General features: G+C 71.9%; 7 protein-coding genes. 6 read left to right on the forward strand and 1 reads right to left on the reverse strand.

The annotated features are described in order from the left end of the window. Positions 1 to 264 precede the first annotated feature (264 nt). From AP234_RS18060 to AP234_RS18080, 5 genes are all read left to right on the forward strand, one after another. A complete protein-coding gene (locus AP234_RS18060; protein WP_063842991.1) occupies positions 265 to 7902 on the forward strand; it encodes a type I polyketide synthase in 7638 nt (2545 codons plus the stop codon). A gap of 107 nt (positions 7903 to 8009) precedes the next feature. Continuing rightward, positions 8010 to 9029 carry a 3-oxoacyl-[acyl-carrier-protein] synthase III C-terminal domain-containing protein gene (locus AP234_RS18065; protein ID WP_055480850.1) on the forward strand — a complete coding sequence of 340 codons (1020 nt, stop codon included), beginning with the start codon at positions 8010 to 8012 and terminating at the stop codon, positions 9027 to 9029. A 4-nt stretch (positions 9030 to 9033) separates the two neighbouring features. Then, a complete protein-coding gene (locus AP234_RS18070) occupies positions 9034 to 10719 on the forward strand; it encodes a fatty acid CoA ligase family protein (protein WP_055480851.1) in 1686 nt (561 codons plus the stop codon). Next, a complete protein-coding gene (locus tag AP234_RS18075; protein WP_055480852.1) occupies positions 10716 to 11705 on the forward strand; it encodes an NAD-dependent epimerase/dehydratase family protein in 990 nt (329 codons plus the stop codon). The genes AP234_RS18070 and AP234_RS18075 overlap by 4 nt, the downstream gene beginning before the upstream one ends. Beyond that, entirely contained in the window at positions 11702 to 12628 is a 927-nt protein-coding gene (locus tag AP234_RS18080; RefSeq protein ID WP_055480853.1) for an alpha/beta fold hydrolase, read from the forward strand. Before AP234_RS18075 ends, AP234_RS18080 begins: the two co-directional genes overlap by 4 nt. 216 nt (positions 12629 to 12844) lie before the next feature. On the opposite strand, the gene AP234_RS39570 is transcribed toward AP234_RS18080, so the two are convergent. Then, complete coding sequence (locus AP234_RS39570; RefSeq protein ID WP_055480854.1) at positions 12845 to 13060, reverse strand: hypothetical protein; 216 nt, start codon at positions 13058 to 13060, stop codon at positions 12845 to 12847. Between AP234_RS39570 and AP234_RS39575 the strand changes: the two genes are divergently transcribed. Continuing rightward, positions 13059 to 13442: an aldo/keto reductase gene (locus tag AP234_RS39575; RefSeq protein ID WP_431998767.1), complete on the forward strand. Its 384-nt coding sequence runs from the start codon at positions 13059 to 13061 to the stop codon at positions 13440 to 13442. The two genes, AP234_RS39570 and AP234_RS39575, sit on opposite strands and share 2 nt — an antisense overlap. Positions 13443 to 13550 lie beyond the last annotated feature (108 nt).

The following is a 13550-nucleotide window of genomic DNA, read 5'->3' on the forward strand; positions in this document are numbered from 1 at the left end:
GATCTCGGGTCTCGGATCGAGCGGCTGGAATCGCGCTGGTGGAGCCGGGTGTCCTCGGCTGCCCCTCGCCGATTTTCCCATTACTCCTCATAACATCCTTCTCTTGGGCAAATACATAGAGTACCTAGGCATATACGAAGAGTTGTGATGACATAGTGCCGATCCGTCTAGCCCTACGCGAGGTGCGCTAGGCGGCCCCTGGCCGGGACAGCAAGCCGACCGGTGAGAAGCCGAGTCGTGGTGGACCTGAGCAGGAAGGGCGAGATGAGCGCGGACGACTCGTTGGCAGAGCGGGCATGGCCGGAGCACGCGGTGGCGGTGGTAGGCGTCGGATGCCGCCTGCCCGGTGGGATCGTGAACCTGGACGGGCTGTGGCAGGCGTTGCGGCAGGGCGCCGATCTGGTCGGTGAGATCCCGCCGAGCAGGTTCGAGGCCGATCGGTTCGTCGACGACACCATGCCGAGGCCGGACAGGAGTTACACCCGGGCCGGAGGCTTCCTCGACGAGGACATCACCGCCTTCGACGCCGCCTACTTCGGCATCTCCCCCAAAGAGGCCGCCGCGATGGACCCGCAGCAGCGGCTGCTCCTGGAGATCGCGGTCGAGGCACTGGACGACGCGGGCATCGATCCGGCGGCGCTGGCAGGCACGGACACCGGAGTGTTCATCGGCATCTCGGATCCCGCCTACGGCACCATGCAGGCGTTGGAGCCGGGCGGCATGGGCCCGTACTCGATGTCCGGGGGGACCCTGTCCATCGCGGCCAACCGGCTGTCGCACTTCTTCGACCTGCGCGGGCCGAGCATGAGCATCGACACGGCGTGCTCATCGTCGTTGACGGCCGTGGAGCGGGCCTGGCGGTCTCTCGCGGAGGGATCCAGCCGGATGGCGCTGGCCGGCGGGGTCAACCTGCTGCTCAGCCCATACCCCTTCGTCGGTTTCAGTCAGGCGTCGATGTTGTCGCCGTCCGGCCGGTGCCGGGCGTTCTCCGCTGACGCCGACGGGTTCGTACGCGCCGAGGGCGGCGGTGTGGTGGTGCTCAAGCGCCTGGCCGACGCGATCGCCGCCGGGGACCGCGTCCACGGCGTCATCGTCGGCGCCGCCGCCAACAACGACGGCCGCACCATGGGGCTGGCGTTGCCGAACGCCGAGGCGCAGGAAGCGCTGTTACGGCAGGTGTACGCCACGGCGGGCATCGGCCCCGACGAGATCGTGTACGTGGAGGCGCACGGCACCGGCACCCAGGCCGGTGATCCGGCCGAATGCCAGGCGTTGGGACGGGCGCTGGGCAGCCGGCGCACGCGCGGAGTCCTGCCCATCGGCTCGGTGAAGTCCAACCTGGGGCACCTGGAGCCGGCCTCCGGTATGCCGGGGCTGTTCAAGGCCCTGCTGGTGCTCCGGCATCGGGTGATCCCGCCCTCGTTGCACGCCGCGACGCTCAATCCCCGTATCGACTTCGACGCCCTGGGGCTGACCGTCACCGTCGAGCCGCGACCGCTGGACGAGGCAGGCGGACGTCCCGTGGTGGGAGTCAACTCCTTCGGATTCGGGGGCGCCAACGCGCATGTGGTGCTGGCCGCACCGCCCGCCCCCACGATGGCCGGGGACGAATCGGCGGCACCCCCCGCGGGGGCGCTGCCCGTCGTCGTGTCCGCGCGCAGCCGGTCCGCGCTGCGGGAAGCCGTGGAACGGACCGCAGCGCACCTGACGTCACTCGACGAACGGGATTTCTACCACGTGGCCTACACCGCGACTCGGCGGCGCGGCGGCCACCGGCATCGCGCCGTGGTGCTGGCCGATACCGCCGCCGCGGCGGCACGGGCGCTGACGACCCTGGCGGACACCCCGGAGTCGGCCGGCCGCGAGTCCGATGCGGGCAGACCATCCGATGTGGACAGACCGGGGGCCGGGGACGCGGCGGTCGCCGAGTCGGAGACGGTAGAGCACGGGCGGGTGGCGTTCGTGTTCTCCGGCAACGGTTCGCAGTGGGCCGGGATGGGCGCGGATCTGCTGTCCGACGAGACCTTCCGCTCGGCCGTGGCAGCGGTCGACGCCGAACTGACCGATCGGCTCGGCTGGTCGGTGCTCGAGGAACTGTCCCTGCCTGCCGACCAGGCGCGGCTGTCGGCGACCGAGGTGGCGCAGCCGTTGCTGTTCGCCGTCCAGGTCGGCCTGGTGGAGATGCTCAGGGCGGCGGGCGTACGGCCGGGAGCGGTGCTCGGCCACAGCGTGGGCGAGGTCGCCGCCGCCTACGCCGCCGGCGCCCTGTCACTGGCCCAGGCGGCACAGGTGATCGCCGAGCGCGGCATGGCGCAGTCGGTCACCCGGGGGTGGGGCCGGATGGCCGCGCTCGGGCTGTCCGAGGTCGCGGCCAGACAGATCCTGGCCGGCCACCCGCGACTGGAGATCGCGGCGGTCAACTCCGACCGCGACGTCACGATCGCCGGACCGGACGGATCGCTGAAGTCACTGGGCGAGGACCTCTCCTCGCGCGACGTCTTCTTCCGGGAGCTGGACCTCGACTACGCCTTCCACAGCGCCGCCATGGATCCGGTGCGGCAGCGTCTGGCCGAGGGACTCGCCGGGCTGCGGCCCGGCCCGGCGCGCATCCCCATGGCGTCAACGGTGACGGGCGACCTCGTCCGGGGGCCGGAGCTGGACGCGGCGCACTGGTGGCGGAACCTCAGAGAACCGGTGCGGTTCGCCGCGGCGGTCGAGCGGGTGCTCGGCGACGGCTTCGACGTGCTGCTGGAGATCGGCCCGCACCCGGTGCTGCGCTCGTACCTGCGCCGCGTGAGCGGCACCGCGCGGGTGCGCGCGGCCGTCGTGGCCACCTTGCGCCGGGACGAGCCGGGCCCGATGCGCGTCCGCTCCGCTGTCGCCGAACTCGTCGCGGCCGGTGCACGGCTCGACTGGGATCGCTACTTCCCCCGCCCCGGCGCGGTGCGATCGCTGCCGGCCTACCCCTGGCAGCGCGAACGGCACTGGATCGGAGGCCCGCACACCTGGGTGCCCACCCACATGGACACGACGATCCGGCATCCGCTGCTGGGACGGCGGATGCCGGTGCTGGACCCCACCTGGCAGGGGGAGATCGACCGGGTACGGGTGCCGTGGGTGGCCGACCACCGGGCCGGCGGCGCCGCGATCATGCCGGCCACCGGATACGTGGAGATGGCCATCGCCGCCGCCCGGCTGGCCATGCCGGACGCCGCCGAGGCGGTGGAGGTGGACAGGGTCGACATCAGCCGGGCCATGGTGGTGCCGTCACAGGCCGCAGCCGACCCGGTGTACGTGCAGACGTCGCTCCACGCCGAGACCGGGGTGGTCACCGTGGCCAGTGCCGAGCGGCAGGCCGAGCAGCCCCGCGAGCACTTCCGGGCCAGGGTACGGCCGCTGCTGCGCCGGATCCCGCCGCCGCTGGACGTGACCGCGCTACGCGCGCGCATCGGCACCCGCGTGGACGTGCCCGGCTACTACGCGCGGGCCGCGGAAGGCCACATGGTGTGGGGGCCGGAGTTCCAGGTCCTGACCGAGTTGTGGATGGGCGAGCGGGAGGTGCTCGGCGCCTACTCGTGTCCCGAGCAGGGGCAGGGGCGCTACCAGATGCATCCGGTCGTGCTGGACAGCGCGCTGCAGGCCGGCGTGCTGTGGCTGGTGGAGTCGCTGCACTCGGGCCGCGGCTACATGCCCGCCGCGATCGGCTCCGTCCGCCTGTGGGGCACGCCCGCCGCACAGGGGCTCGTGCACGTACGGGAACGTTCCAGCAGCGCCGAGGAGGTCTGCTGGGACATCGTGGTCGCCGATGCCGACGGTCGGATCGCCGCCGAGGTGGAGGGCTGCCGGCTACGCCGGATGCCCGGGGTCCACATCACCCCGGTCACCCGTTATGAGATGGCCTTACGTGCCGCGCCCCGAGCCGGCTCGCCCGGCACGTACGGCACGCCCGCCGAGCCGTGGCCGGCTCCCGGCCCCGGTCCGATCCTGTCCGGCGCGGCCGAGCAGATCGACCGGCTGCGCTCGGCGTGGCACGAGCTGGACTACCCGCGGTACGCGGCACGGCTCGAAGAGGTCTTCGCCCGCACGCTGGCCGGCGCGCTCGGCGAGTCGACCGCCGGACGGTCGATCGACGTCGAGGAACTGATCGAGGCGTGCCCGATGGCGCACCACCGGCGCATGCTCCACGCCGCCCTGCCGCTGCTGGAGCGGTACGGACTGCTGGAGCGGCCGGTCGAGGGCGGCCTTCGCCTGAAGCCGACGGGTGCGGCGGATCCGGGTGAGCCGCACCATGTCCACTGGGACCTTCACCGTGATCTTCTCTCCGGGGGAGCCGCCTTCGCCGCCCAGAGCGCCCTATCCGTCCTGGTCGGCCGGTGTCTGCCCGAACTGCTCGCGGGCAGACGTGCCGAATCCGACGTCCTGGGCTGCGGCGGCGGTCATGAGCTGATGGAGCAGTTTCACGACGTCGGGCCGGTCAACCTGTTCACCAATCGGATCGCGCGGGCGCTCGTCGAGCAGATCGTCCGGCGGTGGCCGGCCGACCGGCCGCTGCGTGTCCTGGAGGTGGGCGCGGGGACCGGCGGCACCACCGCCATGCTGCTGCCCGTCCTGCCCGCCGACCGCACCCGCTATCTGGTCACCGACCTCGCCGAGGCCACGTCGACCCGGCTGCGGCAGCGTTTCGCGGATGTCGACTTCATCGACCATTCCGTCCTCGACCTGGACGCCGACCCGGCCGAGCAGGGGCTGACCGCGGGCGCATTCGATCTCGTGGTCGCGGCCAACACCCTGCACCTGGCCCGTGACCTGTCCGCCGCGCTGCGTCATCTGGCCACCCTCCTGGCTCCCGGCGGCCAGTTGCTCATCGCAGAACCGCACCGGGTGGGCACCCTGCTGCCGTTCCTCGGGATGCGGGAGGAGTTCTGGGACTTCACCGACGGGCACCTGCGCCCGCGCTCGCCGCTGCTGTCCCGGGAAAGCTGGCGGGAGGTGCTGGCGGAGGCCGGCTTCACCGAGGTCGTCCAGACCGGAGACGACGACGAACGCGCGGCCGGCGACTTCTCGGTGATGCTGGCCGCCGCCGGGGCTTCGGCCGCCGCAGAGAGGGTTCCGGCCACGGTCGAGGGGGATTCGGCCACCGCGCATCCCGTGCCGGACGCCGTCGGCACGTGGATCCTCGCCGGTGAGGACGGCACCGACGAGCTGACCGCCGAGTTGCGCGCGCTGCTGCGAACCCGTGGCGGCGACGTGCTCGACACACCGCTCAGCGACGATCCCGACCACTGGATCGCGCACTTCCCGCCCACCGCCCAGACGATCACCATCGCGGTCATCCTGGGCGGAGCGGACGACACGGATTCGAAGGCGACCGTCGAGCAGATCACCCGGCGGGCCGCGGCGCTGCGGGCCATCGCGCTGGCCTGCGAGCAACTGCCCGAGCCCGTCGCGACCACGCTGTGGCTGGTGGCCCGCCCCTGCGCCGCGCTGCCGGAACCCCACCTCACCGATGTGCGGCTCCACCCCGAGGACGCGGCGACCTGGGGGACGACACGCTCGCTGAGCAACGAGCAGCCGCGGCCGGCGATACGCCGGATCTGCCTGCACCCCACCGGCGACGCCGTACGGGACGCCGGCCGCCTGGCGGCGGAACTGCTCGCCCCGGGTGAGGAGGACGAGATCCTGCTCACCCGCCGAGGACGTTTCGTGCCGCGGCTGCTGGAGTCGGACGAGCACGCACGCAGCGTGCCCGTCGGCTCGGGCGGCGCCTACCGGCTCAAGGTGTGCGATCCCGGGCTGTCGTACACGCTGGCCTGGGAGGAGATCCCGATGCCGCGGCCCGAGCCCGGCGAGGTCGTGGTCGAGGTACGGGCGATCGGGCTGAACTACCGCGACGTGATGTGCGCGGTCGACCTGCTGCCCACCGAGGCCGTCGAAGCGGTCTTCGGCGGGCATGAGCTGGGCCTGGAATGCGCCGGGATCGTCACCGCCGTCGGTGCCGACGTCACCGGGTTGCGGCCCGGTGACCGGGTCATGGCCGTGGGGCCCGTCGGATTCGCCAGCCACGCGAGGGTCAAGGCGTGGGCGGCCGTCTCCCTCCCCGAGGGGATGACCTTCACCGAAGCGGCCACCATGCCGATGGCGTTCTCCACCGTGCACCATTCGCTGGGGCACTGCGCACGTGTCAGGGCGGGCGAGACGATCCTGGTCCACGGCGGCGCAGGTGGGGTCGGCCTGGCCGCGCTGCAGTACGCCCGGGAACACGGGGCCCGCGTGATCGCGACCGCGGGCACAGCCGCCAAACGCGACCTGCTGTTCGCGATGGGAGCCGACCACGTCCTGGACTCGCGCAGCCTGCATTTCGCCGAGCAGGTCAGGGAACTGACCGGGGGCCAGGGCGTGGACATCGTGCTCAACTCGCTGGCCGGTGAGGCCATCAACCGGGGCGTGGAATGCCTGCGGCACGGCGGCCGGTTCATCGAGCTCGGCAAACGGGACATCTACCAGAACAGATCCCTGCTGCTGCGACCGTTCTCCGACAACATCGCGTTCTACGGCGTGGACGTGGGGACCCTCATGTGGAAGGCGCCCGAGCTGGTGGCCGAGAGCACCTCGCAGATCGCGGACCTCTACCGCTCCCGGCTGTTCCAGCCGCTGCCGCACACGGTGTTTCCGGCCGCCCGCGTCGCCGACGCCTTCGCCATGATGCGCCATTCCCGGCATATCGGAAAAGTCGTGGTGTCCTTCGATCCGCGCGACGAACCGGTCACAGTCCGGCCCCAGCGGGTGGCCCCGCGCCTGGACCCGGAGGGTACCTACCTGGTCACGGGCGGCCTGGGCGGGTTCGGGGCGGCGACGGCCCGCCGCCTCGCCCTGCGAGGTGCCCGCCACCTGGCCCTGGTCGGCCGCCGGGGCGCCGCGACGCCCGAGGCTCCCGCTCTGCTGGAGGAACTGGAGAGAACGGGGGTGGAGGTCCGCGCGTACGCGGCCGACGTGGCCGACCGCGACGCCATGCGGCGGATCCTGCACGACCTGGATGCCGGCGACCATCCGCTACGCGGCGTCGTACACGCGGCCATGCACCTCGACGACGGCCCGCTCGCCGACCTCGACGACGACCGGATCCGAGCCGTCCTGCACCCCAAGGTCGCCGGCGCGATGGTGCTCGACGAACTGACCCGGGATCGCCCCCTCGACCTGTTCGTCATGTACTCCTCACTCACCCCCATAGGCAACATCGGACAGACGTCGTACGTCGCCGCGAACCTGTTCCTTGAGGCGCTGGCCCGGCAGCGGAGCAGACAGGGCCTGCCCGGACTGACGGCCTGCCTGGGCGCGCTCGCGGAGACCGGGGTGCTGACCCGGGGCAGGCAGGGAGAGGTGCTGGCCAAGGCCGGGATCCCGCCGATGACTCCCGCACAGGCGCTGGACGCCGTGGAGGCCATGCTCGGCGAGCACGCCGACGTCGCCATGGTGGGCCGCTGCGACTGGGGCCGACTGCGGCAGGTCCTGCCCGGCCTGCAGCGTCCGTGGCTGTCCCCGGTGCTGCCGCCCGGCATCGAGCAGGAGTCAGACCCGCTGTCGCTGCTGACGGAGATGAGCCACGAGCAGGCGTACGCGCACCTCACCGAGCAGATCACCCGGTTGCTGTCCACCGTCCTGCTCATCCCGGCCGACCAGATCGCCGACGACCGGCGGCTGGACGAGTACGGACTGGACTCGCTGATGGCCACAGAACTGCTGACCTCCATCCGCGGCCGGTTCGGCGTCGACATCCCGCCGATGGAGCTGATGCGCGGCGGCGGCACCGTCACCGACATCACCAACAGCATCCTCGTCCGCCTCGGCCTGCGCGGCGAACGGCAGCCGGCCGAGGCGAGTCGCCGTACCGGAGAGCCGGCCTGAGCCTGACCAGGCCCGGCGCAGAAGACCGCGCAGAGACCGGCGCAGAAGGCCGTACAGAGACGGGCACAGAAGAGCGCGTAGAGACCGGCACAGAAGAGAGGCCAGCATTGACCCAGCCGCACACCCGGATCGCCGGGGTGGCCGCCCACCTGCCGAAGACCACGCTGAGCACGGCCGAGCTGGAAGATCGGCTCGCCGACCGCAACCCCACCCTGGACCTGCCCCGAGGGTTGATCCACGAGCACAGCGGGGTGCGGCGGCGGCATATCGCCCTCCCACACGAGAAACCGTCCGACCTGGCGGCGTACGCCGCCCGCCGGGTCCTGGAGGACAACGACCTGCAGGCCGCCGACCTCGATCTGCTCATCTACGCGGGGGTGTCGTCCGACGCCGTCGAGCCGGCCACCGGACATATGGTCGCCGCCAAGATCGGGGCCTGCTGCCCGGTGTTCGACGTACGCAACGCCTGCAACAGCGTGCTGAACGCCATCGAGGTGGCCGACGCGCTGATCTCCGGCGGCCGTCATCGGCGGGTCCTCATCTGCTGCGGAGAACTGCCCACCGCGGGCACGCCGTGGACCGTGGCCGACGTCGAGGAGTACATCACCGTCGCCGCCTCCTACACCGTCTCCGACGCCGGCGCCGCGCTGCTGCTGGAGGCGGGCACCGAACCGGGGGTGCTCGCCCACCGGTTCTCCGCTTACTCCGCCGGATGGCAGGCGGCGGTCTCCGCCGTGGACAACCTCACCACCGATCCGTGGTCGGGCCGGCCCACCGCCGGGCCGCTCATCGTCGACTCCGTCGAGTTGGTGCGCGGCATCGAGAACATCGACAACGCCGTTTTCCACAAACCCCTCGCCGATCTCGGGCTGACCTGGGACGACTTCGCGGCCATCTGCGTGCACCAGGCATCGCTGGCGGCGCTGTGGTGGTTCTGCGACCACGTGCGCATTCCGCAGGGGAAGGTCGTCGTCACCATCGCCCAGCACGGAAACCTCGTCGCGGCGACGCTGCCCGTGCAACTGGCGCGGGTGGTCGGCTCGGGACGGGTACGGCGCGGCGACCTGGTCGCCCTGGTCGGCCTGGCGAGCGGGGCCAGTGCCGGAATCGTCGTCGTGCGGTGGTGATCCGATGACCACGCAGGCGACGCCTCCGAGCGACTCCGGCTCGGCCGAGCCGGTGAGCGAGCTGATCGTCCGTGCCGAGCGCTGGTTTCGCGAGCAGCCCGACGTGATCGCCTGCCAGATCGGTGGTCGCACCCCGATGGCCACCACCTACGGGCAGTTGTCGCGATCGGTGGACCGTACCGTCGCGACTCTCGCCGATGCCGGGATCCGCCCGGGCATGCGTACCGGCCTGCTGGTGCCACCGGGTCCGGAACTGGGCGCGCTGGTCGTCGCCCTGGCGCGGCTCCGCGCGGTGCCGGTGCTGGTCGATCCCGGACTGCCGCTCAACGCGATCAAGCGCTGTCTGCGCCAGGCGGCGCCCGAGGCGTTCATCGGGATCCCCGCCGCGCAGGTGGCCAGGAGGCTGCTGGGCTGGACCCCCGACCTCAGAGTGTCCGTCACGGTCCCCTCGCGGCGACCCCGCGGCTCGGCCTGGCCGCACCTCGGGCGCGGCCTTCGGCCCGGCGATCCGGGACGACGGGCCTCCGCCGGCCCCGACGATCTGGCGCTGATCGCCTACACCTCCGGATCCACCGGCCCGCCCAAGGGCGTACCACTGCGTCATCGGCACCTGGCCGCGCAGCTCGACCTGTTGGGCCCGCTCGGCACGGTGGCGCCGGGAACGCCGGTGCTGTCGACGTTCGCGCCGTTCGCCTTGGGCGCGGCGGCGTTCGGGGCGACCGTGGTGATCCCGGACATGGATCCGCGGCATCCGGTGCGCGCCGACCCGGCCGCCCTGGTCGCCGACATCCGGCGATATCGCGTGGCCGGGATGTTCGCCCCTCCCGCGCTGCTCGACCGGCTCGCACGGCACTGCGCCGCCCATGGCCTGGTGCTGGACACGCTCGGCGACGTGGTGTCCGCCGGGGCGCCGCTGCCGATGCCGGTGATGGACCGCCTGCGCGGCTGCCTGCGCGACGACGCGCGGGTGCTGTCGGTGTACGGCGCCACGGAATGCATGCCGGTGGCCGCGATCGAGAGCCGCCTGCTCGCCGAGCAGGCCGCGGCCACCGCCGCCGGGGCGGGCACCTGCCTGGGGCCGCCGCTCCCGGGCACCGACGTGCGCGTCATCGCGGTCGGCGACGATCCCATCGAACGGTGGAGCGATGATCTGGTCGTGCCACCCGGCGCCATCGGGGAGATCGTCGTGGCCGCCCCCACCGTCGGCGACCCCTACCTGGACGATCCGGAGGCCACCGCGCTGGCCCGGATCGGCGATGGGGACCGCGTCTGGCACCGGATGGGTGACCTCGGGCGGCTCGACGAGCAGGGGCGGCTCTGGTTCGCCGGACGCAAATCGGAACGGGTCCGCACCATCGATGGCGACCTGTACACCGACCAGGTCGAACCCGTCTTCGCCGCCGTCCCGGGGGTCCGCCGCACCGCACTGGTCGGCGTCGGTCCCATCGGTGGCCGGCGTCCGGTCCTGGTCGTGGAGTGCGAATCGGGATCTCGGGACGACGACGCTCGCGCCAAGGCTCGGGTGAAGACCGACATTTTGGACATGGCGGCCCGTCATCCACACACAGCCGCGATTCGGGAGGTGCTGGTCCACCCCGGGTTCCCGGTCGACGCCCGGCACAACAGCAAGATCCGTCGGCACGAGCTCGCCCGGTGGGCGGCGCGACGCCTCCGGGGAGGCCGACGATGAGGGTCCTGGTGACCGGGGGCGGCGGCTTCCTGGGAGAGGCCGTCTGCCGGCGGCTGGCCGTACGCGGTGACACCGTACGCGCACTTCAGCGCCGCCACAGCCCCGCGCTGGCGGCACTCGGGGTCATCCAGCACCTGGCCGACGTCCGCGATCGCGCGGCGGTGCTCGCCGCCGTCGCCGGATGCGAGGCGGTCGTGCACTGCGCCGCGAAGGCCGGCGTACACGGGCGGGACCGTGACTACGAGGAGATCAACGTTTCGGGAACGCGGAACGTGCTGGACGCGTGCGAGCGCCACGGGGCACGCCTGGTCCACACGTCCTCGCCGAGTGTCGTCCACGACGGGCGGGACCTGGAGGGAGTGGACGAGTCCGTGCCCTACGCCCGTCACTTTCCCGCCGCCTATCCGCGTACCAAGGCAGAGGCGGAGCGGCTCGTCCTCACCGCAGCGGCGGCCGGGCGGGTGACGGCGGTCGCGCTGCGTCCGCATCTCATCTGGGGGCCCGGAGATCCGCACTTCCTGCCCAGGCTGGTGGCCCATCGCCGCCTGCTGTGGCTGCTGGGGGAGACCGACAAGACCATCGACACCGTCTACATCGACAACGCCGCCGACGCTCACCTGCTCGCGCTCGACCGGCTGCGTCCCGGCTCAGCGCAGGTCGGCCGGGCCTACTTCATCACCCAGGACCAGCCCTGCGGCTTCGGGGAATGGCTCAACCTGCTGCTGCGTGCCGCCGGGCTGCCTCCGGTGACGCGCCGGGCACCGGTCGGACCGGTCCTGTCGGCGGCCCGGCTGCTGGAGCGGCTGCGCCGGCTGCCGTTGACACGGCACCTGCCGCCGTTGATGTTCCTGGTGGAGCAGGCCTCGACGGCGCACTGGTTCGACATCTCCGCGGCCCGTCGCGATCTCGGCTACCGGCCTCGGGTGAGCACGGCGGAGGGACTGGGCCGGCTCACCGCCCACCTGGCCGCGGAGAACGCCCGGTGACCGGATTCCCGGACTACCCGTTCACCTCCCGCTGGTTCGCCTGCCGGGACGGCCTGCGCCAGCACTACCTGGACGAAGGGACGGGACAGCCGGTGCTGTTCCTGCACGGGAACCCCTCCTGGAGTTACCTGTGGCGGCGGCCGATTCTCGCGCTGCGCGAGGAGTTCCGCTGCATCGCCCCCGACCACATCGGCATGGGCCTGTCGGACAAGCCGGGAGCCGACCGTTACCCCTACGATCTGGCCGCCCGCGTGGACGATCTGGACGCCCTGATCGAACACCTCATCACCGGCGGCGGTGCCCCCGAACACGGCTGGACGCTCGTGCTGCACGACTGGGGCGGGCCGATCGGCATGGCCTGGGCCTGCCGCCACCCCGGCCGGGTCGCCCGCCTGGTCCTGCTCAACACCGCGGCCTTCCCCAATCCGTACGGCGAACGCGTACGGCCGCTGCTGCGGCTGCCGTTCCGGGTGCTGCGCGACACCCGGTTGGGGACCCGCCTGTTCCTGCGCCACAACCTCTTCGCCCGCGGCGCCACCTGGCGTCCGCTGGGAGTCCGGCGCAGGATGCCCGCCCAGGTGCGCTCGGCGTTCCTGGCCCCCTACGACCGGCCCGAGCATCGCGTGGCCATCCAGCGTTTCGTGCAGGACATTCCACTTCGTCCCGGCGACCCCTCCTGGCCCATGCTGCGGGACATCGGCACGTCGCTGGCGCAGTTCGCCGACCGGCCCATGCTGATCGCCTGGGGACTCGGCGACCCGGTCTTCGACCGCGCCATGCTGGACGAATGGCGACGGCGTTTTCCCGCCGCCCGGACTCGCCTGTATCCCGGTGCCGGTCACTACCTGCTGGAGGACGCCCACGCCGACCTCGTCCCCGCCATCCGCTCGTTCCTGCGCACCCCGCTCGATACCGAGGACTGACACGGGGTTGGTCGACTCAGACGAGAGGGCGGCCGTACACCCACCCGCGGCCGCCCCAGACCGGCCCCGGCGACGCATCGCCCATCGGGAGGCGCGAGCCGTGATCTTCCGTACCAGCCGTCCGGGACCGGCCGGACGGAATCGTTCCACTGCTCGGAGTTCCCCCGAGGCTGATTCGACATCACCGTGCACAACCGGTCCAGTGCCGACCGGCTCTCATCGTCCGCGGCACGGAAGATCACCACCCGCTGGTGGGGTGATCCCCTCTCGCATGAGGCGTTCCCGGTCGACGTGGAACTCGCGTATCTCCGGATGTATCAGGCACAGCCACGTCGAATTGCGCTGTGACGGAGGCAGGGTGTCGAAATCCAGCAGCAGCCTCGTCATTTCGTGGTTCCAGGCCAGGATGTCGTAGCGGTGGTTCATCAGCATGGCCGGCGGGGTGCTCACCGGCAAGTACAGCCGCGACGACCTGACCGCGGCGAACGTCGCATCCGGCGACGGCACCCGCAAGAGCTTCAACTCCAACCTGGGCCTTCTCACCGAGCGTAACCTCGCCATCGCCGATGTCGTGCGGGAGGTCGCCGCTGAGATGGGTCGCACACCCGCCCAGGTCGGGCTGGCCTGGACTGTGCGCAATCCGAGCGTGACGGCATCGATCATCGGCGCACGCACCCCGCGCAGCTGGAGGACGATCTGGGCGCCCTGGAGGTCGACTTCACCACCTCGCAACCGGCCCGGCTCGACGAGGCCAGCGCGTTCGAACTCGGCTTCCCGCACGACGGACTCGCCAGTGATCACGTCCGCAAGGTGACCTCAGGCGACCTGAAGATCGAAACCCGCCGCTGACGCCCGATGAAGCCCCGAGGGCGGCACAACCGCCGCGCTCGGGGCGACCATCGGCGAGTTCACCGCCTCAAGC

The organism is Sphaerimonospora mesophila, from assembly GCF_001417795.1.
Taxonomy (GTDB): domain Bacteria; phylum Actinomycetota; class Actinomycetes; order Streptosporangiales; family Streptosporangiaceae; genus Sphaerimonospora; species Sphaerimonospora mesophila.

Coding starts and splice junctions, on each gene's coding strand:
- AP234_RS18060 (WP_063842991.1), top strand. CDS start 265: ATGAGCGCGGACGACTCGTTGGCAGAGCGGGCATGGCCGGAGCACGCG.
- AP234_RS18070 (WP_055480851.1), top strand. CDS start 9,034: ATGACCACGCAGGCGACGCCTCCGAGCGACTCCGGCTCGGCCGAGCCG.
- AP234_RS18075 (WP_055480852.1), top strand. CDS start 10,716: ATGAGGGTCCTGGTGACCGGGGGCGGCGGCTTCCTGGGAGAGGCCGTC.
- AP234_RS39575 (WP_431998767.1), top strand. CDS start 13,059: ATGGCCGGCGGGGTGCTCACCGGCAAGTACAGCCGCGACGACCTGACC.
- AP234_RS39570 (WP_055480854.1), bottom strand. CDS start 13,060: ATGCTGATGAACCACCGCTACGACATCCTGGCCTGGAACCACGAAATG.